Origin of the sequence: Escherichia sp. HH41S (assembly GCF_009820115.1) — a bacterium.
Taxonomy (GTDB): Bacteria; Pseudomonadota; Gammaproteobacteria; order Enterobacterales; family Enterobacteriaceae; genus Escherichia; species Escherichia coli_F.
The window spans coordinates 321,855-344,429 of sequence record NZ_VNXE01000119.1; the positions used below are offsets into that span (position 1 = coordinate 321,855).

General features: G+C 49.1%; 14 protein-coding genes and 2 pseudogenes. 9 read left to right on the forward strand and 7 right to left on the reverse strand.

Features of this window, described 5'->3' with window-relative positions:
* Positions 1-61: 61 nt before the first annotated feature.
* The 3 genes from FQZ95_RS23545 to FQZ95_RS23555 all read left to right on the forward strand — a co-directional run bounded on the left by FQZ95_RS23545 (position 62) and on the right by FQZ95_RS23555 (position 4,270).
* A complete protein-coding gene (locus FQZ95_RS23545) occupies positions 62-1,480 on the forward strand; it encodes a sensor domain-containing diguanylate cyclase (protein ID WP_123057639.1) in 1,419 nt (472 codons plus the stop codon).
* 227 nt (positions 1,481-1,707) lie between these two features.
* Entirely contained in the window at positions 1,708-3,159 is a 1,452-nt protein-coding gene (gene uxaB, locus FQZ95_RS23550; protein WP_032184260.1) for a tagaturonate reductase, read from the forward strand.
* A 196-nt stretch (positions 3,160-3,355) separates the two neighbouring features.
* On the forward strand, positions 3,356-4,270 hold the full coding sequence (locus tag FQZ95_RS23555; RefSeq protein WP_039021838.1) for a bestrophin family protein: 915 nt from the start codon (positions 3,356-3,358) through the stop codon (positions 4,268-4,270).
* A gap of 3 nt (positions 4,271-4,273) precedes the next feature.
* On the opposite strand, the gene tam is transcribed toward FQZ95_RS23555, so the two are convergent.
* From tam to lsrA, 7 genes and pseudogenes are all read right to left on the reverse strand, one after another.
* Complete coding sequence (gene tam / locus FQZ95_RS23560) at positions 4,274-5,032, reverse strand: trans-aconitate 2-methyltransferase (protein WP_088541885.1); 759 nt, start codon at positions 5,030-5,032, stop codon at positions 4,274-4,276.
* A 56-nt stretch (positions 5,033-5,088) separates the two neighbouring features.
* Positions 5,089-5,379: a (4S)-4-hydroxy-5-phosphonooxypentane-2,3-dione isomerase gene (gene lsrG, locus FQZ95_RS23565; protein ID WP_032303049.1), complete on the reverse strand. Its 291-nt coding sequence runs from the start codon at positions 5,377-5,379 to the stop codon at positions 5,089-5,091.
* 23 nt (positions 5,380-5,402) lie between these two features.
* A complete protein-coding gene (lsrF, locus tag FQZ95_RS23570; protein ID WP_000774178.1) occupies positions 5,403-6,278 on the reverse strand; it encodes a 3-hydroxy-5-phosphonooxypentane-2,4-dione thiolase in 876 nt (291 codons plus the stop codon).
* 40 nt (positions 6,279-6,318) lie between these two features.
* A pseudogene (lsrB, locus tag FQZ95_RS23575) lies at positions 6,319-7,161 on the reverse strand (autoinducer 2 ABC transporter substrate-binding protein LsrB); the annotation flags it as partial.
* 11 nt (positions 7,162-7,172) lie between these two features.
* On the reverse strand, positions 7,173-8,165 hold the full coding sequence (gene lsrD / locus FQZ95_RS23580; protein WP_001222710.1) for an autoinducer 2 ABC transporter permease LsrD: 993 nt from the start codon (positions 8,163-8,165) through the stop codon (positions 7,173-7,175).
* On the reverse strand, positions 8,165-9,193 hold the full coding sequence (gene lsrC / locus FQZ95_RS23585) for an autoinducer 2 ABC transporter permease LsrC (RefSeq protein WP_160530765.1): 1,029 nt from the start codon (positions 9,191-9,193) through the stop codon (positions 8,165-8,167). The genes lsrD and lsrC overlap by 1 nt, the downstream gene beginning before the upstream one ends.
* Positions 9,187-10,722 carry an autoinducer 2 ABC transporter ATP-binding protein LsrA gene (gene lsrA, locus FQZ95_RS23590; protein WP_000958013.1) on the reverse strand — a complete coding sequence of 512 codons (1,536 nt, stop codon included), beginning with the start codon at positions 10,720-10,722 and terminating at the stop codon, positions 9,187-9,189. Before lsrA ends, lsrC begins: the two co-directional genes overlap by 7 nt.
* Positions 10,723-10,971: 249 nt before the next feature.
* Between lsrA and lsrR the strand changes: the two genes are divergently transcribed.
* The 6 genes and pseudogenes from lsrR to FQZ95_RS23620 form a co-directional block, all read left to right on the forward strand.
* Complete coding sequence (lsrR, locus tag FQZ95_RS23595; RefSeq protein WP_088541889.1) at positions 10,972-11,925, forward strand: transcriptional regulator LsrR; 954 nt, start codon at positions 10,972-10,974, stop codon at positions 11,923-11,925.
* A 78-nt stretch (positions 11,926-12,003) separates the two neighbouring features.
* Positions 12,004-13,596: an autoinducer-2 kinase gene (gene lsrK, locus FQZ95_RS23600; protein WP_088541890.1), complete on the forward strand. Its 1,593-nt coding sequence runs from the start codon at positions 12,004-12,006 to the stop codon at positions 13,594-13,596.
* Positions 13,597-14,125: 529 nt separating this feature from the next.
* Complete coding sequence (locus tag FQZ95_RS23605) at positions 14,126-19,546, forward strand: ECSE_1600 family autotransporter (protein ID WP_160530767.1); 5,421 nt, start codon at positions 14,126-14,128, stop codon at positions 19,544-19,546.
* A gap of 214 nt (positions 19,547-19,760) precedes the next feature.
* Positions 19,761-20,027: a type II toxin-antitoxin system antitoxin HipB gene (hipB, locus tag FQZ95_RS23610; protein WP_001296726.1), complete on the forward strand. Its 267-nt coding sequence runs from the start codon at positions 19,761-19,763 to the stop codon at positions 20,025-20,027.
* Positions 20,027-21,349: a type II toxin-antitoxin system serine/threonine protein kinase toxin HipA gene (gene hipA, locus FQZ95_RS23615; protein WP_001125414.1), complete on the forward strand. Its 1,323-nt coding sequence runs from the start codon at positions 20,027-20,029 to the stop codon at positions 21,347-21,349. Before hipB ends, hipA begins: the two co-directional genes overlap by 1 nt.
* Positions 21,350-21,539: 190 nt before the next feature.
* Positions 21,540-21,722, forward strand: a pseudogene (locus FQZ95_RS23620) (hypothetical protein); the annotation flags it as partial.
* Positions 21,723-22,575: the final 853 nt, after the last annotated feature.

Below are 22,575 nucleotides of genomic sequence, written 5' to 3' on the forward strand. Positions count from 1 at the left end.
ATGAGAATTTACTTATTACGTTGAGATAATTGCCACCCGCAATTGTATGGACAGATAATTAATGCATGTACAGCCCATTTCAACTTTCCGTTTGTTCCAGGAAGGTCATCTGCTACGTAATAGCATCGCTATTTTTGTGCTAACCACGCTGTTCTATTTTATTGGTGCAGAATTACGGCTGGTTCACGAACTTTCTCTTTTCTGGCCGCTGAATGGCGTAATGGCGGGGGTGTTTGCCCGCTATGTCTGGCTTAATCGACTGCATTACTATGCGATCAGTTATGTGGCAATGCTGGTTTATGATGCCATAACCACCGAATGGGGGCTGGTTTCACTGGCTATCAATTTCTCCAATATGATGTTTATTGTTACCGTCGCCTTACTGGTCGCGCGGGATAAGCGTCTGGGGAAAAATAAGTACGAGCCAGTAAGTGCCTTACGGCTATTTAATTACTGTCTGATTGCCGCATTATTATGCGCTATTGTCGGGGCGATTGGTTCGGTCAGTATTGATAGTCTGGATTTCTGGCCTTTGCTTGCCGACTGGTTCAGTGAGCAATTCTCAACGGGCGTGTTGATCGTGCCTTGTATGCTGACGTTGGCAATTCCTGGAGTGCTGCCGCGCTTTAAAGCAGAACAGATGATGCCCGCTATCGCGCTTATTGTGTCGGTTGTTGCCTCGGTAGTCATTGGCGGAGCGGGGAGTCTGGCGTTCCCGCTGCCTGCATTAATCTGGTGTGCAGTGCGCTATACGCCGCAGGTAACATGTCTGTTGACCTTTGTCACCGGTGCGGTGGAAATCGTACTGGTGGCAAATTCGGTGATTGATATCTCGGTCGGTTCGCCGTTCTCCATTCCGCAAATGTTCTCCGCACGTCTCGGTATTGCCACGATGGCGATATGCCCAATTATGGTTTCTTTTAGCGTGGCAGCGATCAATTCGCTAATGAAGCAAGTTGCGCTGCGAGCCGACTTTGATTTTCTGACTCAGGTTTACTCACGGTCCGGTCTTTACGAGGCGCTGAAAAGTCCATCGCTTAAACAGACACAACATCTGACTGTCATGCTGCTTGATATCGACTATTTCAAAAGCATTAACGATAACTATGGACATGAATGTGGCGATAAAGTGTTAAGCGTGTTTGCCCAGCATATTCAAAAGATTGTCGGTGATAAGGGGCTGGTGGCGCGAATGGGCGGCGAAGAATTTGCTGTTGCAGTGCCATCGGTGAATCCTGTCGATGGTCTGCTAATGGCGGAAAAAATCCGTAAAGGCGTTGAACTGCAACCGTTCACCTGGCAACAAAAAACGCTTTATCTCACGGTAAGTATCGGCGTCGGTAGTGGTTGCGCATCGTACCGAACGCTGACCGATGACTTTAATAAATTGATGGTCGAAGCCGATACATGTCTGTATCGCTCGAAGAAAGATGGGCGCAACCGTACCAGCACTATGCGTTACGGTGAGGAAGTTGTCTGACATCTTTATTCATGCAGAGCGATTTTAACGGAATGTGTTCTACCACTTTATTGAGCGAATAAAAGGCGTAGTTCCTCGATTAAACCATGATCCGCGCCACACTTTTCTCATAAAACTGCTCATTAATCATCAGGAGTTGATCAAAACAGGGGTTCGGCGTATTAAAGTTTGCTAACCTGTCGTACCAATTCAAACGGGTTGTATGACTAATCAGAAGGGAACCCATTGTGAAAACACTAAATCGTCGCGATTTTCCCGGTGCACAGTATCCAGAACGTATCATTCAGTTTGGTGAAGGTAACTTCCTGCGCGCCTTTGTTGACTGGCAAATCGATCTCCTGAATGAGCACACCGATCTGAATTCTGGCGTGGTCGTTGTTCGTCCGATTGAAACTTCATTCCCGCCGTCATTGAGCACGCAGGATGGTCTTTACACCACTATTATCCGTGGCCTGAACGAGAAGGGTGAAGCGGTCAGCGACGCGCGTCTGATTCGCTCGGTTAATCGTGAAATCAGCGTCTACAGTGAATACGATGAATTCCTGAAACTGGCGCACAACCCGGAAATGCGCTTTGTTTTCTCTAACACCACCGAAGCGGGTATCAGCTACCATGCGGGCGATAAATTCGATGACGCGCCAGCGGTAAGTTATCCGGCAAAACTGACCCGTCTGCTGTTCGAACGTTTTAGCCATTTCAACGGAGCGCAGGATAAAGGTTGGATCATCATCCCATGTGAACTGATCGATTATAACGGCGATGCACTGCGTGAACTGGTGCTGCGCTACGCGCAAGAGTGGGCACTACCAGAAGCATTTATTCAATGGCTGGATCAGGCTAACAGCTTCTGTTCTACGCTGGTGGACCGTATCGTTACCGGTTATCCGCGTGATGAAGTGGCTAAACTGGAAGAAGAACTGGGTTATCACGATGGTTTCCTCGACACCGCTGAACACTTTTACCTGTTTGTGATTCAGGGGCCGAAATCCTTAGCGACTGAGCTGCGTCTGGACAAATATCCGCTCAACGTGCTGATTGTTGACGATATTAAACCGTATAAAGAGCGCAAAGTGGCAATCCTCAACGGTGCACACACGGCGCTGGTGCCGGTGGCGTTCCAGGCAGGGCTGGATACTGTAGGTGAAGCGATGAACGATGCTGAAATTTGTGCATTCGTTGAAAAAGCCATCTACGAAGAGATTATTCCGGTACTGGATTTGCCTCGTGATGAACTGGAATCTTTCGCCAGTGCAGTCACCGGACGTTTCCGTAATCCGTACATCAAGCATCAGCTGCTGTCTATCGCGCTTAACGGTATGACCAAGTTCCGCACCCGTATCCTGCCGCAGCTGCTGGCAGGGCAGAAGGCAAACGGCACACTTCCGGCGCGCCTTACTTTCGCATTAGCGGCATTGATTGCGTTCTATCGCGGTGAGCGTAATGGAGAAACATATCCGGTACAGGACGATGCGCACTGGCTGGAACGTTATCAGCAACTCTGGAGCCAGCATCGTGACGGTGTTATCGGTACCCAGGAACTGGTTGCTATAGTGTTGGCAGAAAAAGACCATTGGGAGCAGGACCTGACGCAAGTGCCTGGTCTGGTCGAGCAGGTTGCTAATGACCTGGATGCGATTCTCGAAAAAGGAATGCGCGAAGCTGTACGTCCGTTGTGCTAATACTCTGAACCCGGTTTCGACCGGGTTTCTTATTTCACTATATTAGTTACAACATCCTATGTGCCTTTATCATTAACAGGTGCCACATGCAGCACCTGTTAATGTTGTAAGCTTGTAGGTAATTTGTAAGTAGTGTCTTGAGAATGTGATCGTAATCACGTTTAATAGGGCGACTTTTCCACGCCTGAAGATAACCATGATCGTTCGTCCACAACAACACTGGCTGCGCCGTATTTTTGTCTGGCACGGTTCAGTATTATCCAAGATATCCTCGCGCTTACTACTCAATTTTCTCTTTTCTATCGCTGTTATTTTCATGCTGCCCTGGTACACGCATTTGGGAATCAAATTCACCCTCGCACCGTTCAGCATTCTCGGTGTCGCCATCGCCATTTTTCTTGGTTTTCGTAATAATGCCGGGTACGCCCGTTACGTTGAAGCGCGAAAACTTTGGGGGCAGTTGATGATTGCCTCTCGGTCGTTACTGCGTGAGGTAAAAACGACATTGCCGGATTCGGCAAGTGTAAGGGAGTTTGCACGGCTGCAAATCGCCTTCGCCCACTGTTTACGCATGACATTACGCAAACAACCACAGGCGGAAGTGCTGGCACATTATCTCAAGACTGAAGATCTTCAGCGTGTACTGGCTTCAAACACTCCAGCTAACCGTATTTTGTTGATAATGGGGGAGTGGTTGGCGGTTCAGCGACGCAATGGACAGCTTTCAGATATCCTGTTTATTAGCCTCAACGATCGGCTTAACGATATTTCAGCGGTTCTGGCAGGCTGCGAGCGCATTGCCTACACGCCAATTCCCTTTGCCTACACCCTGATTTTGCATCGTACCGTTTATCTGTTTTGTATCATGCTGCCGTTCGCGCTGGTTGTGGATCTGCATTACATGACGCCTTTTATCTCTGTGCTGATTTCCTACACTTTTATTTCGCTGGATTGTCTGGCGGAAGAGCTGGAAGATCCGTTCGGTACTGAAAACAATGATTTACCGCTGGATGCCATCTGCAACGCTATTGAAATTGACCTGTTACAGATGAACGATGAAGCAGAAATTCCAGCAAAAATTCTTCCCGATCGTCATTACCAGCTGACGTAATATTTACTCCGTACGCCGGGCAACAATAAACAGACGCGGAAATGCCAGCAGTATCTCTCCGTTCTCTTGCAGTGGATACTGCTCTTCCAGCATCTGATGGTAGCGCGTAAGAAAATGCTGCTGTTCGCTCTCGGTCAGATCCTGTAACCACGGACGTAATCCAGTGGCGGTCACCCAATCGATAATCGCCTGGTGCGACGGCATCTGGTGATAGTAGGTGGTTCGCCAGATATCGACCTCACATCCGGCTTCGCTCAAAATATCGTAGTAAGCATGAACGCCAGCCAGCGGCTCACGCCCGCGATCCGGATAATTTTGTTCCCAGGCGACTTCGCGCATGAGCACATGGGTTGGCTCTAGCCAGTTATCTGGCATCTGTACTGCCAACACACCCTGCGAATTAAGTAAAGAAACCAGATGAGGGAACAATTCGTAGTGGTCAGGCAGCCATTGCAGTGAGGCATTAGCAAAAATCAGATCGAGTGCCTGTTCCAGTTGCCAGTTGCGGATGTCTGCTTCCACGAACTGGCAGTCTGGCAAAGCACTGCGCGCTTCAGCAATCATCGCCGGAGACGAGTCGATGCCTGTTATCCTGGCCGCAGGCCAACGTTGATGCAGCAGGGCGGTGCTGTTACCTGGGCCACAGCCAAGATCGGCAACGTATTCGATATTCTCCAGCGGCACTCTGGCAAGCAGCTCCACCGCCGGACGCGATCGTTCAGCGGCAAAGTGCAGATATAAAGAGGGGTTCCAGTCAGACATTTATTTACTCCCGTCAGTGCGTTACCCCAATTGTAGATAAAACTGATAAATTCGCCTCACGGCATCACCCCATTGAACACACGTTTTTTACGCGGCCCGGTCATTAAAGATTCCAGTTTCTTGACACAGGTTTTGTAGTGGGGCGTGGTTTTATGGAATGCCACTGCGTCTTCATCTTTATAGGCTTCGTAGATATAAAAGCGCGAATTCACTTCCGGGTCCTGTAAGACATCGAAGCGCAAATTGCCTTCTTCCTGTACCGAGCCCAGGTGGTTCTGGCGAAAAACTTCGATAAACTCGTCAACCTTGTCTTCATGAACGTTAATTTCAACCAGTGTGACGTGCATAATTCTTCTCCTTAAATCCGCAGTTACTGTTTTTCACTCAGATAGAGTTCATATGCCCGATCAGCCGTTTCGTTATGGTGTACCACCGCCTGTACGGCTTTCATCATCGCCACCGGATGGTCAGACTGGAAAATATTACGCCCCATATCCACACCAGAAGCGCCCTGATCGATAGCCTGCCAGCACATTTCCAGCGCCTCGCGCTCCGGTAATTTTTTACCGCCAGCAATAACAATGGGTACCGGACATCCGGCAACAATCCGTTCAAAACCTTTATCGACATAATAAGTTTTGATAATCTGCGCCCCCATTTCAGCGGCGATTCGGGTAGCCAGCGAGAAATAACGTTGGTCGCGCACCATATCTTTGCCCACGCCAGTGACTGCCATGGTCGGCATTCCTACTTTCATTCCGGCATCAACCAGCTGAATAATATTTTTAATCGACTGATGTTCATATTCACTGCCGATATAAACCTGCGCTGCCACCGCGCAACTGTTCAGGCGCACGGCGTCATCCATCGATAACGCCACGGCTTCATTACTTAATTCCGCCAGAATAGAGTTCGCACCTGACGCCCGCAGTACTACCGGCTTATTGGTCGCCGGGGGGACTACGCTGCGCAAAATGCCGCGCGTACACATTAATACATCGGCATGTTCAAACAGCGGGGCGATATTTATATCAATGCGTTCAAGTCCGGTAGTCGGCCCCTGAAAATAACCATGGTCAAAGGCCAGCATCACGGTTTTACCCGTTTTCGGATTAAATATCCGTGATAAGCGTGACTGCATTCCCCAATCCAGCGCACCGCAACCTTTCAGGGTAAAAGGGATATTTTGTTGCGGTTGATCGGTGCGAAAATCTTTACCATCTTTAATATCGTCTAAATCTGCCATAACGTACTCCGGTTAAGTAATGTACATCAGAAATCGTAAATGCATCCGCGACATAAACTGAAATTTTGCCTTGCTGAACCACATCCCACAGGCCAAATTCTTTCACCGTGCCGCGCTCTACATACGGACGCATCACGTTTGGCGTACTGAATCCGACAATCGTAACTTTGTCATTTTTCAGGTTTTCTGCGGCTTGTGCGGCAGCGGGCAGGGCGTTGGCGTCCGGGGCGATAATGGCGTCGAGATCGCTATAGGCTTTTAATATTCCTTCTGCGGTTTGTAACGATTTAGTGGCATCGTTATAGCCAAACTGCGTAGTGACAATTTCCCAGCCTGGATGGTCTTTGGCGATTTTCGCTTTCGCCTCTTTCACCCACTGGTTTTGGTCCGTAACGGTGGGGCTTGAGTAGAAAAACGCGACTTTGGCTTTGTCTTTATTCACCTGACGCGCCGCCATATCCACCAACATACCTCCCAACTGGGCGGGCGTTCCCTGATTAATGTAGTAAGAGCGGCATTCCGGTTTGGTATCAGAATCCCAGGTCAGTACTTTCACTCCACGCTGCATCGCACGTTTCAGCGCAGGACACAAGCCATCGGGCGAAACCGCAGAGACGATAATGGCGTTATACCCCTGATTGACAAAGTTATTAATCAACTGTACCTGACCAGAAACACTGGGTTCTGTCGGCCCGTCGTAGGTCACATCAACGCCCAGCTCTTTACCCGCTTGTTGTGCACCGTTGCCACCGCTGGTAAAAAATCCCACGCCAACCAGTTTGGGAATAAAAGCAATACGCTCTGCGGCCTGCACATTCATAGAGATTGCGGCAATGCCAAGAGCGCTAAGTAAGGCGATTTTCTTAAAGCGATGAAGTGTCATGAAGATATCCTTTATGGCAATGGGTTATTGGCCCGACGCGCCAGCCACTCTTTAATTTGCTGGCGATGCAGGCTAACGGAACGACCTACGACAACGACGATAAGCAGCGCACCGGAAAGGGCGCTGGACACCTGATTTGGCACTCCTGCCATTTGCAAACCTTGTTGCAAATATCCCACTAGTAAAACCGCAATGGCGGTGCCGATAATGGAACCGGAACCACCATAAATATTGGCACCGCCAAGCACCACGGCGGTGATGGCGGGCATCAGAAACGACGCACCGAGATCGGAACGTGCTGAACCAAAATACGATACCAGCAGCACAGCGGCGACCGCAGACGCCAGCCCCGTCATGGCATAGAGCGCACATAAGGTGCGGTTAACTTTAATCGCGCTATAAAGCGCCACGCGCGGGCTTTGCCCAATCAAAAACACATTACGTCCGGCATGGGTTTTATGCAGCCAGAGCCAGAAAACGAGGAGACATATCAGAAAGATAATCAGCGGAACGGGGAGTCCCAGCACATCCAGGTTAGCGAAATCTGTAAACGCCATCGGGAATCCACCAATACCTTCGTACCCCGTCGCTCCGGCCATCCCGGAAAGCAGCAGAGCGCTTCCGGCAAACAGATACAGCGTGCCAAGCGTAATCACCAGCGGGTTAACTTTGGTATAGATAATTAATCCGGCGTTAATCAGCCCGCACAATGCGCCGAGCAGAAAGGTTAGAAGAATCGCCAGCGGCATCGGCACGCCGCTTTGAAACAGTACGCCTAATGCAATGGCGCACAAGCCGATGGTCGAGCCAAACGAAATATCGATCCCGCCACTGACAATCACCATCGTCAGCGGTAGGGCGACAATGCCAATGCAGATAAAGTCACTGGTGCTGAACAGCAACATATTGAGATCTAACATCCGCGGGTTAATTGCACCAAATGCGACAATCTCAATAACGAGCAGTGCGGCAAGAGCTAGTTCCCAACCGTAGCGAATACGCATTACGCGGCCTCCCGTTTTTTACCTGACGAAGCGGGTTTAACGGATGGCGGTGGCGTCATAAAGCGGGCATATTTTTGCCGCCGTAGATTACGTTCCAGCGCACAACGCAGGCGTCCATCAAACACCAGCACCGCCAGCAGAACCAGGCCCGCGATAAAATCATTCCACCATGCCGGAATGCGCAACAGCACCAGTACACTATCGATCTGCGTCAGGAACCATGCGCCGAGTACCGCGCCGATAATTGCACCAGAACCGCCGAGCAAACTAATGCCGCCCAACACGCAGGCTGCAATCGCTTTCATCTCAAGCCCTGTGCCGGTCTGGTTGGGGATAAAACCAATCTGTGAAGCAAACACAATCCCCGCCAGTGCCGCCATGCAGCCATTCAAAGAAAATGCCACAATTCGAATGGCTTCCGTACGAACGCCCAATTGACGAGCGCCCTGCAAATTATCGCCGGTGGCATAAAAACTGCGTCCAAACGCCGTCTTCGCCAGCAGCCAGGCCATAAATGCCACCAGAATTATCGTCAACCAACCAATTGCTGAAACGCCAAGCAGCAGCGGGGCGGAGAGCTGTTTCAGTTCAGCGGGTAATCCCTCAATCCATTTACCGCCAGTCCACAGCAACATGATGCCTCTGTACAACCCTAACGTGCCAAGGGTGGCAACAATGGCTGGGATCTTTAGCCACGCGACCAGGACGCCGTTGAAAAATCCCGCCAGCAAGCCGAGCAGTAAAGTCGCGACACAGGCAACAGGCAGTGAATATCCTGCGTTTAATAACATCCCCAACAGCACCGCGCACATTCCGGTAATCGAACCCACTGAAACATCAATATTGCGTGTCAGCATCACCAGCGTCGCGCCCATTGCCAGCAGGATCAGGATTTGTGCGCTGCTATAAACCATGGTCAGCGTTTGCAGACTTAAATACTGGCGGTCGAGAAAACCGGGTAATACAAACAGCAACACCACCGCCAGCAGTGCCGTGATTTCACGGTTGTTCTGGATAAACTTCAGCATGATGCCTCCTGACGCTGACTATCGCCGAAGGCAACGCGCATAATGGTCTCGACATTAATATCGCGTCCGGTCAGTGCAGAGTGGGCAATTTCGCCCTGATGCATCACATATACGCGATCTGCCATCAGTTCGATCTCTTCCAGATCAGAGGAGATAAGCAGCACAGCCACATTTTGTGCGGCGATGCTGCGCAACAGCTGGTAGATATCATTACGGGCCGAGACATCCACGCCGCGCGTCGGCTCATCGACAATCAAAACTTGCGGCGAAGCTTCCAGACATTTGGCAATCAGGATTTTTTGCTGGTTGCCGCCGGATAAGGTCCGCGCAGCTTGTTCCGGTTGGTTAAATTTAATATTCAGAGCCCGACGATAACGTTCCAGTGTGGCGTTATCTTTCGCGGTTTTCGCCCAGAATCCACGAAGGTTATGAGTAAGGGCGCAGACATTCCAGGCCAGCGAAGCATCGAGATTCAGTCCGGATGACTGGCGATCTTCCGGCAGATAAACCAGACCGCGCAGTAAACGTTCTCCAGTGGATAATCTATTGATCTCTTTACCATTCAGCATAATGCGTCCGCCACGCAAAGTACGCAGACCATAGAGCGTCTCGGCCAGTTCTGTGCGTCCGGCCCCCACCAGCCCAGCCAGACCCAGAATTTCTCCGGCATTAAGCGTCAAGCTGACATTCATAAAACCTTCGCCGGTCAGGTTTTCCAGTGTCAGCACCGGCGTTCCGGCGGCATGTTGTGGGCGGTTGCCAGGTAACTCCAGCCATAATTTTTGGCTGGCAGAGAGCGATTTTTCCCGTAGCGCTGGCGTGATGGCCTGAATAATGTCGTCGGTAGACAGTTCGCTGGTTTTGCCGCTTAAGGCGATGGTTCCGTCGCGCATCACGCTAATTCGATCGGCAATCTGGCGAATTTCCGGCAGCTTATGCGAGATAAAAACAATACCCACGCCAGTAGCAAGCAACTCTTGCAAGCGACTAAACAAACGTTCGGTTTCGGCGGGGGTAAGCGAGGCGGTAGGTTCATCGAGGATCAGAATCCGCGAGTCGCGCATCAGCCCGCGGAGGATTTCCACCATTTGGCGATCGGCGACATCCAGCGATCCTGCCAGACTATGCAGATCAAACTGGCAGCCCAGCGCCGCCAGCAAGTTCTTCAGTTTCTGCATGGAGAGCTGTTTTTTTGCCAGCCCAAACAGAATGTTTTCTTTTATCGACAGGCTTGGGAAAAGCAGCGGTTCCTGGGGAACGAGATAAATACCCAACTGATGAGCATGAACTGGCGTTAATCTGGTGTAGTTGTTGCCCCCAATCTCCAGCGTACCGCTATCAGCAGGGGTAATACCGGCAATGATCTTCATTAACGTCGATTTACCCGCGCCGTTACCGCCGAGCAGGGCATGAACCTCACCCTGATGCAACGTAAAATCGATGCCTTTCAGGACATTAACCCCTGAATACTGTTTATAAACCGAGCGGGCGCAAAGTAGCGGTAACGCGCGGGTATCACTCGTTAGCATGTTTCCCCCGTTCAGTTTTGCAGGTGAGTTTTGAACAAATGTATTTCTGCTTTCAATTTGTTCATAAACCTTAGGTGGACATTGCACATATTTCCGACGAATAGATCACAATTTATGCTATTTTGATTTTCACGGTTGCGTTTGTTCATGTTCGTAGAGTCAAACTGTGGTTGCTATCACAGATATAAATGCGCAAGAACTGAACAATTGCATTAAAGATTTAAATATGTTCAAAGTGAAGAATGAATTATGACAATCAACGATTCGGCAATTTCAGAACAGGGAATGTGTGAAGAAGAACAGGTCGCGCGAATCGCGTGGTTTTACTATCACGACGGGCTGACCCAGAGCGAGATCAGCGAGCGTCTCGGGCTGACTCGCTTGAAAGTGTCGCGATTACTGGAAAAAGGGCATCAGTCCGGCATTATTCGCGTGCAGATTAATTCTCGCTTTGAAGGCTGTCTGGAATATGAAACTCAATTACGTTGTCAGTATTCGCTGCAACATGTCCGGGTGATCCCTGGGCTTGCGGATGCTGATGTCGGCGGGCGACTAGGAATAGGCGCGGCGCATATGTTGATGAGTTTACTTCAACCACAACAGATGCTGGCGATTGGTTTTGGCGAGGCAACCATGAATACGCTGCAACGCTTAAGTGGTTTTATTTCGTCGCAGCAAATTCGCCTGGTCACGCTCTCCGGTGGCGTCGGTTCTTATATGACGGGTATCGGGCAGCTTAATGCGGCGTGCAGTGTGAATATTATTCCGGCTCCGCTGCGGGCATCCTCCGCTGACATTGCCCATACGCTAAAAAATGAAAATTGCGTCAAAGATGTTCTGTTAGCCGCACAAGCTGCGGATGTGGCGATTGTCGGCATTGGTGCCGTGAGTCAACAAGATGATGCTACGATCATTCGCTCCGGTTATATCAGTCAGGGCGAACAGTTAATGATTGGCCGAAAAGGGGCGGTTGGCGACATTTTAGGCTACTTTTTTGATGCAAAAGGTGACGTTGTCACGGATATTAAAATACATAACGAACTGATTGGCTTACCTTTAAGCGCGCTGAAGACCATTCCCGTCCGGGTCGGCGTGGCAGGGGGAGAAAATAAAGCCGAAGCAATTGCCGCTGCAATGAAAGGCGGCTATATCAACGCACTGGTTACCGATCAGGACACAGCAGCGGCGATTTTACGTGGTTAAATTTGCATGACCTTATTACCGGGAATGATGGAGAACGTATAGAGGAACAGACAGAACGCATAAGCCGAGGACAATCTAATGGCTCGACTCTTTACCCCTTCAGAATCAAGGCATTACCTGATGGCGCTGGATGCAGGCACCGGAAGTATCCGGGCTGTGATTTTCGACCTGGAAGGCAATCAAATCGCGGTAGGACAAGCGGAGTGGCGGCATCTGGCAGTACCGGACGTTCCTGGTTCTATGGAATTTGATCTCAACAAAAACTGGCAACTGGCGTGTGAGTGTATGCGCCAGGCGCTGCATAATTCTGGTATCGCGCCGGAATACATTGCTGCCGTTTCGGCATGTTCGATGCGCGAAGGCATTGTTTTATATAACAATGAAGGAACACCGATCTGGGCCTGCGCCAATGTGGATGCCAGAGCGGCGCGCGAAGTTAGCGAACTTAAAGAACTGCACAACAATACCTTTGAAAACGAAGTTTATCGCGCCACCGGACAAACGCTGGCTTTAAGCGCTATTCCCAGATTACTTTGGCTGGCGCACCATCGTTCTGATATCTACCGACAGGCGTCGACCATCACCATGATCAGCGACTGGCTGGCCTATATGCTCAGCGGTGAACTGGCGGTTGATCCCTCTAACGCTGGCACCACGGGACTTCTTGATCTAACCACCCGTGACTGGAAACCTGCATTGCTGGATATGGCCGGACTGCGGGCCGATATTCTTTCTCCTGTCAAAGAAACCGGCACATTGCTGGGCGTGGTAAGTTCACAAGCGGCGGAACTCTGCGGTCTGAAGGCGGGCACTCCGGTGGTCGTTGGAGGAGGCGACGTGCAACTTGGTTGCCTGGGGTTAGGCGTTGTCCGTCCGGCACAAACCGCTGTTCTTGGCGGTACATTCTGGCAGCAAGTTGTAAACTTAGCCGCGCCGGTGACAGACCCAGAAATGAACGTGCGCGTTAATCCTCATGTTATTCCTGGCATGGTACAAGCTGAATCTATAAGCTTTTTTACCGGACTCACCATGCGTTGGTTCCGCGATGCTTTCTGTGCCGAAGAAAAACTGATTGCCGAACGTTTAGGCATCGACACCTATACGTTGCTTGAAGAGATGGCAAGTCGTGTGCCGCCTGGGTCGTGGGGCGTAATGCCGATATTCTCCGACAGAATGCGCTTTAAAACCTGGTATCACGCTGCGCCTTCCTTTATTAATTTGTCTATTGATCCGGATAAATGTAACAAAGCGACATTGTTCCGTGCGCTGGAAGAAAATGCGGCGATTGTATCAGCGTGTAACTTGCAGCAAATCGCTGATTTCTCGAATATTCATCCTTCATCGTTAGTCTTTGCAGGCGGAGGTTCAAAAGGGAAATTATGGAGTCAAATTCTCGCTGATGTCTCGGGATTACCCGTCAATATTCCGGTGGTCAAAGAAGCCACCGCATTAGGATGTGCCATTGCAGCTGGCGTCGGTGCCGGAATTTTTTCATCATTGGCAGAAACCGGAGAACGCCTGGTGCGCTGGGAACGGACGCACACACCAGACCCGGAAAAGCATGAACTTTATCAGGATTCACGCGATAAGTGGCAGGCTGTTTATCAGGATCAGCTGGGGCTGGTTGATCATGGACTGACGACGTCGTTATGGAAAGCGCCTGGGTTATAGTTTCATTGACAGCCACATCATGATGACTGTGGCTGTTAGTTTTTGAGTATTGGTATTCTTATTTCCCTTCTTTAGAGCTGGCTTGTTAAATGCCAGCTTGCAGATTCATCGTTCCATCACCAGTACTAAATTCAAGGGAAAATTGCTATTTTTCTTAAAGCATTAAGCATAACCCTTATTTTATATCGAATATTCCTAAAGGCATTAATGGATGAAAAAGGGTTTTAATAAACTTCTATTTTTAGCAATTAGTGCTATTCTTTGTTAAATATGATGATGATAATCTTCTTATTGAAAGAAACAGTTTTCTTATTAAGCAACAATAACTCATGGTTCATTTTTAAATAAAATAAGAACTATGCAATTTTTAATCTATCGATTCGAAAGTATTAGCAAATTAGCCAAATTGACACCTTCCCACCTCCAACCAACACTCAATACAGACCTCTGACAACTTAATAAGTTTCATTTTTAACGTCTGATGACTCATCTCTTTCGTGGCTGTATTGTTTGTATATGGAGCGTTTATATGAATAGAATCTATCGCGTGATATGGAATTGCACCCTACAGGTATTTCAGGCCTGCTCGGAATTAACTCGCAGGGTAGGTAAAACATCAACGGTTAATTTGCGTAAATCCTCTGGATTGACAACGAAATTCAGTAGATTGACGCTGGGTGTTTTGCTGGCACTAAGCGGTTCAGCGTCTGGTGCGAGTCTGGAAGTTGATAATGGTCAGATTACCAATATTAATACTGATGTTGCTTACGATGCCTACCTGGTTGGGTGGTATGGCACTGGAGTGCTTAATATTTTGGCTGGCGGTAATGCCTCCTTAACCACTATTACTACCAGCGTCATTGGTGGTAATGAGGACTCAGAGGGCACCGTTAACGTTTTGGGTGGCACCTGGCGATTGTATGATAGCGGAAATAATGCAAGGCCTTTAAATGTGGGTCAATCCGGAACGGGGACGCTGAATATTAAACAGAAGGGTCACGTTGACGGAGGATATTTAAGGATAGGTTCTTCGACAGGAGGCGTCGGGACGGTCAATGTTGAAGGAGAGGACTCGGTTCTGACGACCGAATTATTCGAAATAGGGAGTTACGGTACAGGCTCATTAAATATTACGGATAAGGGTTACGTCACGAGTTCAATAGTCGCCATTGTAGGATATCAGGCGAACAGTAATGGTAAGGTTGTCGTTGAAAAGGGTGGCGAGTGGCTAATAAAAAATAATGATTCCTCAATTGAATTTCAAATTGGTAATCAAGGGACGGGCGAAGCAACTATTCGCGATGGGGGGCTGATTACGGCTGAAAATACGATTATCGGTGGCAACCTCACCGGTATCGGAACCCTGAATGTGCAGGATCAAGACTCTGTCATCACGGTACGCAGACTCTATAATGGATATTTCGGTAATGGCACAGTCAACATTTCCAATAATGGACTGATTAATAATAAAGAATATTCATTGGTGGGCGTTCAGGACGGGTCCCACGGTGTCGTCAACGTGACCGATAAAGGGCATTGGAATTTCCTCGGAACGGGCGAAGCTTTCCGCTATATCTATATCGGTGATGCTGGCGACGGTGAACTTAATGTCTCGAGTGAAGGCAAAGTAGATTCGGGAATTATCACTGCGGGGATGAAAGAAACAGGCACAGGCAACATTACTGTTAAGGATAAGAACTCCGTTATCACTAATCTCGGAACTAATCTTGGTTATGACGGCCACGGCGAAATGAATATCAGTAATGAGGGGCTTGTTGTCAGCAACGGAGGAAGCTCACTCGGTTATGGAGAAACCGGCGTCGGGAAGGTTAGCATCACCACGGGGGGGATGTGGGAGGTCAATAAGAATGTCTATACCACTATTGGTGTTGCGGGCGTCGGAAACCTCAATATCAGCGATGGCGGTAAGTTCGTATCGCAAAATATTACTTTTTTGGGCGATAAAGCAAGCGGTATCGGCACACTGAACCTGATGGATGCGACATCATCGTTCGATACTGTAGGTATCAATATCGGTAATTTTGGTAGCGGCATCGTAAATGTCAGTAATGGTGCCACCCTTAATTCAACGGGCTATGGATTTATCGGAGGAAATGCCTCCGGTAAGGGGATAGTTAATATTTCAACGGATAGTCTCTGGAATTTAAAAACGTCATCTACTAACGCCCAATTGCTACAGGTCGGTGTATTAGGCACGGGTGAACTGAATATTACCACCGGAGGTATAGTTAAAGCGCGTGATACACAGATAGCTCTCAATGACAAAAGTAAGGGCGACGTGCGGGTGGATGGGCAGAACTCTCTTCTTGAAACATTCAATATGAACGTAGGGACGACTGGCACAGGTACGTTAACCCTGACGAATAACGGCACGCTGAATGTCGAAGGTGGAGAAGTTTACTTAGGTGTTTTTGAGCCTGCTGTAGGAACGCTAAACATTGGTGCTGCCCACGGTGAGGCTGCGGCAGATGCCGGGTTTATCACCAATGCGACGAAGGTGGAGTTCGGTCTTGGCGAAGGCGTTTTTGTCTTTAATCATACCAATAACAGTGATGCCGGCTACCAGGTCGATATGCTGATTACGGGTGACGATAAAGACGGAAAAGTGATGCATGATGCAGGCCATACGGTGTTCACTGCAGGGAATACTTATAGCGGCAAAACGCTGGTCAATGACGGCCTCCTGACTATTGCGTCACATACGGCAGATGGGGTAACAGGCATGGGTTCGAGTGAAGTAACCATTGCAAGCCCCGGTACGCTCGACATTCTCGCATCAACGAACAGCGCAGGAGATTACACGCTGACCAATGCGCTCAAAGGCGATGGCTTGATGCGAGTGCAGCTGTCATCCTCCGACAAAATGTTTGGCTTTACCCATGCAACAGGAACTGAATTCGCCGGTGTTGCCCAACTGAAAGACAGTACCTTCACACTGGAACGCGACAACACCGCTGTGCTTACTCACGCGATGCTTCAGTCTGACAGTGAAAATACCACATCGGTAAAAGTGGGAGAGCAATCCATTGGTGGACTAGCCATGAATGGCGGTACGCTCACTTTCGATACGGATATACCTGCTGCGACGCTTGCGGAGGGATATATCAGCGTCGATACACTGGTTGTCGGCGCGGGTGACTACACCTGGAAAGGCCGTAACTATCAGGTAAACGGGACGGGCGACGTGCTTATCGACGTGCCTAAACCGTGGAATGATCCCATGGCGAATAACCCTCTGACTACGCTCAATTTGCTGGAACACGATGATAGCCATGTCGGCGTTCAACTGGTGAAGGCGCAAACGGTTATTGGGTCGGGTGGCTCATTAACGTTACGTGATTTACAGGGTGACGAGGTGGAAGCGGACAAAACGTTACACATTGCACAAAACGGAACAGTGGTCGCCGAGGGTGATTATGGATTCCGACTCACGACCGCACCTGGTGATGGTTTGTATGTTAACTATGGGCTGAAAGCGCTGAACATCCATGGTGGGCAGACGCTGACGTTAGCCGAACATGGCGGAGCCTATGGCGCAACGGCCGATATGTCGGCAAAAATCGGTGGTGAAGGGGATCTGGCAATCAATACGGTGCGACAGGTTTCGCTTTCCAACGGTCAGAACGACTATCAGGGGGCAACCTATGTTCAGATGGGGACATTACGTACCGATGCGGATGGCGCGCTGGGCAATACTCGGGAACTGAACATCAGCAACGCGGCCATCGTCGATCTTAATGGATCGGAGCAGACGGTAGAGACATTCACCGGGCTGATGGGTTCGACTATTTTGTTCAAAGAAGGTTCGCTGACGGTGAATAAAGGTGGGATCAGTCAGGGCGAACTGACAGGTGGCGGAAACCTGAATGTTACAGGGGGAACACTGGCTATCGAGGGGCTTAATGCACGCTACAATGCGTTAACCAGCATTAGCCCAAATGCGGAAGTCAGCCTCGACAATACGCAGGGGTTAGGCAGAGGGAATATTGCCAATGACGGTCTGTTAACGCTAAAAAACGTGACCGGCGAACTGCGCAATAGCATAAGCGGTAAAGGTATCGTGAGCGCAACCGCCAGCACAGACATAGAGCTGGATGGCGATAATAGCCGCTTTGTGGGGCAATTCAACATCGATGCAGGCAGCGCGCTCAGCGTCAACGAGCAGAAAAACCTGGGTGATGCTTCCGTTATCAATAATGGCCTGCTCACCATCGCCACTGAGCGTAGCTGGGCGATGACGCACAGTATCACCGGTAGCGGCGATGTGACAAAACTGGGGACCGGGATCCTGACTCTTAACAACGATTCCGCGGCGTATCAGGGTACGACGGATATCGTGGGTGGTGAAATTGCTTTCGGTTCCGACTCTGCCATTAATATGGCAAGTCAGCACATTAATATCCATAACAGCGGTGTGATGTCGGGAAATGTCACCACTGCAGGTGATGTGAACATTATGCCTGGGGGGACACTGCGTGTCGCCAAAACCACTATCGGCGGCAATCTGGAGAATGGTGGCACGGTTCAAATGAATAGCGAAGGGGGGAAACCGGGGAATGTACTGACCGTTAACGGCAACTATACCGGAAACAATGGCCTGATGACGTTCAACGCGACGCTGGGCGGCGATAATTCACCCACGGATAAAATGAACGTGAAAGGCGATACCCAAGGGAACACTCGCGTTCGGGTTGATAACATTGGCGGCGTCGGTGCACAAACGGTCAACGGTATTGAACTCATTGAGGTTGGCGGTAATTCTGCAGGTAACTTCGCGCTGACCACCGGAACTGTCGAAGCTGGGGCTTACGTCTACACACTGGCTAAAGGGAAGGGGAATGACGAGAAAAACTGGTATCTAACCAGTAAATGGGAAGGCGTAACGCCACCGGATACACCCGATCCCATCAATAATCCTCCTGCTGTGGATCCGGAAGGCCCATCAGTTTATCGCCCGGAGGCCGGAAGCTATATCAGCAACATTGCCGCAGCCAACTCGCTGTTTAGCCATCGTTTACACGACCGTCTGGGTGAGCCGCAGTATACAGATTCACTGCATTCTCAGGATTCGGCAAGCAGTATGTGGATGCGTCATGTCGGAGGGCACGAACGTTCAAGGGCCGGTGACGGTCAGCTAAATACTCAGGCTAACCGCTATGTATTGCAGCTAGGCGGCGATTTGGCGCAGTGGAGTAGCAACGCGCAGGATCGCTGGCATCTCGGCGTCATGGCAGGCTATGCCAATCAGCACAGTAATACTCAGAGTAATCGTGTGGGTTATAAATCGGATGGGCGCATCAGCGGTTACAGCGCTGGGATGTACGCGACCTGGTATCAGAACGATGCGAATAAGACCGGCGCTTATGTTGACAGCTGGGCGCTGTATAACTGGTTTGATAACAGCGTCAGTTCCGATAACCGTTCTGCTGACGACTATGATTCTCGCGGTGTGACGGCCTCTGTTGAGGGTGGATATACCTTTGAAGCGGGAACATTTAGCGGCAGCGAAGGGACGCTGAATACCTGGTACGTCCAGCCACAGGTGCAAATCACCTGGATGGGTGTGAAAGATTCTGACCATACCCGGAAAGACGGAACACGCATTGAAACGGAAGGTGACGGAAACGTGCAAACGCGACTTGGGGTGAAAACCTACTTGAACAGTCATCACCAGCGTGACAATGGTAAACAGCGTGAGTTCCAGCCTTACATTGAAGCGAACTGGATCAACAACAGCAAAGTCTACGCCGTGAAGATGAATGGTCAAACCGTAAGCCGTGATGGTGCGCGTAATCTCGGTGAAGTACGTACCGGGGTTGAGGCGAAAGTAAATAACAACCTTAGCCTGTGGGGGAATGTCGGTGTGCAACTAGGTGATAAAGGCTATAGCGATACTCAGGGCATGCTGGGTGTGAAATATAGCTGGTAAACCGTATAAGCCGCATGTCGAAGATGGCATGCGGCTGCTTAATATTGCCGACTTCAAACGACTTTTAAATCCTCCTTTTTATCCGCGATCGCGGATATCACAGTGTTTATCCCGTAGAGCGGATAAGATGTGTTTCCTGATTGACTTTATCCCCACTAAAGGATAAAACTGATAATATCCCCTTGAGCGGATAAATATGCTGTGGACGTATGACATGATGAGCTTTCAGAAGATCTATAGCCCAACGCAATTAGCGAATGCAATGAAACTGGTTCGTCAGCAAAATGGCTGGACGCAGAGCGAGCTGGCGAAAAAAATCGGTATTAAGCAGGCGACAATTTCCAATTTCGAAAACAATCCTGACAATACCACGCTCACGACATTTTTTAAGATTTTACAGTCGCTTGAACTCTCAATGACGCTATGCGACACGAAAAATGCCTCGCCAGAATCAACAGAACAGCAAGATCTGGAGTGGTAATGCCTAAACTTGTCACTTGGATGAACAACCAGCGGGTAGGCGAGTTAACGAAGTTAGCCAATGGCGCGCACACCTTTAAGTATGCACCGGAGTGGTTAGCTAACCGTTATGCCAGACCGTTGTCACTTTCGCTGCCATTGCAGAGGGGTAATATCACCTCTGATGCCGTATTTAACTTCTTCGATAACCTGTTACCCGATAGCCCGATTGTACGTGACCGGATCGTTAAACGTTATCATGCTAAATCCAAGCAACCGTTTGATTTATTGTCAGAAATAGGGCGAGATAGCGTTGGTGCCGTAACGTTATTACCCGAAAATGAAACCATAACGCGCCCGATAATGGCATGGGAACAGCTCACTGAAGCCAGGCTTGAAGAAGTATTAACGGCTTATAAAGCAGATATCCCTCTAGGCATGATTAGAGAAGAAAATGACTTTCGCATCTCGGTTGCTGGCGCGCAGGAGAAGACAGCGCTGCTCAGAATAGGCAATGACTGGTGCATTCCGAAAGGAATAACGCCGACGACGCACATCATTAAATTACCGATTGGCGAAATCAGGCAGCCCAATGCGACGCTCGATCTCAGCCAAAGCGTTGATAATGAGTATTACTGTCTGCTGCTGGCGAAAGAACTTGGGTTGAATGTGCCGGACGCAGAAATCATTAAAGCGGGAAATGTGCGCGCGTTAGCGGTCGAACGTTTTGACAGGCGTTGGAATGCTGAGCGAACGGTTTTACTTCGCTTGCCACAGGAGGATATGTGTCAGACATTCGGTTTACCTTCATCGGTGAAATATGAATCAGATGGAGGCCCAGGCATCGCGCGGATCATGGCTTTTTTGATGGGGTCCAGCGAGGCGCTGAAAGATCGCTATGATTTTATGAAGTTTCAGGTGTTCCAGTGGTTGATTGGCGCAACGGATGGCCATGCAAAAAACTTCTCCGTATTTATTCAGGCTGGCGGCAGTTATCGACTCACGCCATTTTACGACATCATTTCAGCATTTCCGGTATTGGGTGGCGCAGGAATACACATCAGCGATCTCAAACTGGCAATGGGGCTTAACGCATCCAAAGGCAAAAAAACGGCAATCGATAAAATTTATCCGCGACATTTTCTGGCGACAGCAAAGGTGCTGAAATTTCCGGAAGTGCAGATGCATGAAATCCTGAGTGACTTTGCCAGAATGATTCCGGCAGCACTGGATAACGTGAAGACTTCATTACCGACAGATTTTCCGGAGAACGTGGTGACGGCAGTTGAAACCAATGTGTTGAGGTTGCACCGTCGGTTAAGCCGAGAATACGGTATTAAGTAAGATATGGGGTTTGGACGTTGTTAATGAGCAGGACAATCATGACCGCCAACGACTGGATTCTGCCTTGGTTTATGTTGGTGCGCATAATGTATATTATGTTAAATAGCCTACGATGGTAAACAACTTCATATCTCTCCATTGCCTCTCACGAAAGGAACTGGACACACTGATCGAGCACGAATTACAACTGATGCTGGCTGAAGGCTTTGACAAGTCCCCTATTTCCGCCAAGGCCCTGCATATTCGGCTCAAGGCAAAAGGTATCGTTAACGGTGGTTTAAGTACGCTGAGCAGCCTTGAGCGAAAACGCCTAATTGCTGCCTATGTTGATCAGCAACTTGGCCCGTTGAATCTACGCCCAAAAGAAAAACAGCTGAAGACGTTTTGAGTGCTTCGATAAGACTACTTCGCTCTTCCTCTGTCATCCGGGATATGAGCAATGCAAGTTCTGCTGTTGTCTGATCATTACAAAAAAAGTAGTTCAACGGCACGTTTAACTCTGCCGCCATCCGTCGAATCGTATCAATATCGGGGACATGGCGCCCTTTCTCATAATGATTCATACGACTGCTAGCCGATGCGGGATCAAAGCCAACATGAAGAATTGATAATTGCCGTGCCGAGCAGAGAAAATGAATTCCGGAAACTTTCTCTTGAGCAAGATAAAAGACATATTAAGATAAATGAAAAAATAAAAACACTGATTAGGATTGGTAATAAAAATATTACAATAAGGCAATGAATTTTAAAAAGGACTTGAAGTTTAATACAGTCATGAAAAAGAAAGGGCAAAGCCGACCCCGCCCTCTCCCTTCATGCACTGATAAGCCTCACTAATAGGAGAGTTAGCAGCGCGTACCACTATATGCTAGACCTGAAAAATATAATCTCAGTCAGTCCCAGATGCAACCTTTAACACTTCAACGCAACAAATTAAACAACGAATAGCCACAAACGTGTAGACAGTGCACTGATACGGATAAAAGTAACGCTCCTGAATTGCTCAATCAATGATATATACCCTGTTTTACTGACATATCTGACAGCGGGTGGATTTCCTTCAATTATTGATATAACACCATACGCACTACATCTGTCTCCATGAGGTGAAATTGTTGCGCACCGGTTAATCCGGGTGTACTGGTCAAACTGTTTTTACGGTGCGCCTGTTTTATAGCCTTCAGTTGCGCAATGCGTCGACTTCGCATGGTTTTCCTCATGACTGC

Excerpts from the sequence above, each read along its gene's own strand:
- FQZ95_RS23545 (WP_123057639.1), top strand. The coding sequence starts at position 62 with ATGCATGTACAGCCCATTTCAACTTTCCGTTTGTTCCAGGAAGGTCAT.
- FQZ95_RS23555 (WP_039021838.1), top strand. The coding sequence starts at position 3,356 with ATGATCGTTCGTCCACAACAACACTGGCTGCGCCGTATTTTTGTCTGG.
- tam (WP_088541885.1), bottom strand. The coding sequence starts at position 5,032 with ATGTCTGACTGGAACCCCTCTTTATATCTGCACTTTGCCGCTGAACGA.
- lsrG (WP_032303049.1), bottom strand. The coding sequence starts at position 5,379 with ATGCACGTCACACTGGTTGAAATTAACGTTCATGAAGACAAGGTTGAC.
- lsrF (WP_000774178.1), bottom strand. The coding sequence starts at position 6,278 with ATGGCAGATTTAGACGATATTAAAGATGGTAAAGATTTTCGCACCGAT.
- lsrD (WP_001222710.1), bottom strand. The coding sequence starts at position 8,165 with ATGCGTATTCGCTACGGTTGGGAACTAGCTCTTGCCGCACTGCTCGTT.
- lsrC (WP_160530765.1), bottom strand. The coding sequence starts at position 9,193 with ATGCTGAAGTTTATCCAGAACAACCGTGAAATCACGGCACTGCTGGCG.
- lsrA (WP_000958013.1), bottom strand. The coding sequence starts at position 10,722 with ATGCTAACGAGTGATACCCGCGCGTTACCGCTACTTTGCGCCCGCTCG.
- lsrR (WP_088541889.1), top strand. The coding sequence starts at position 10,972 with ATGACAATCAACGATTCGGCAATTTCAGAACAGGGAATGTGTGAAGAA.
- lsrK (WP_088541890.1), top strand. The coding sequence starts at position 12,004 with ATGGCTCGACTCTTTACCCCTTCAGAATCAAGGCATTACCTGATGGCG.
- FQZ95_RS23605 (WP_160530767.1), top strand. The coding sequence starts at position 14,126 with ATGAATAGAATCTATCGCGTGATATGGAATTGCACCCTACAGGTATTT.
- hipB (WP_001296726.1), top strand. The coding sequence starts at position 19,761 with ATGATGAGCTTTCAGAAGATCTATAGCCCAACGCAATTAGCGAATGCA.
- hipA (WP_001125414.1), top strand. The coding sequence starts at position 20,027 with ATGCCTAAACTTGTCACTTGGATGAACAACCAGCGGGTAGGCGAGTTA.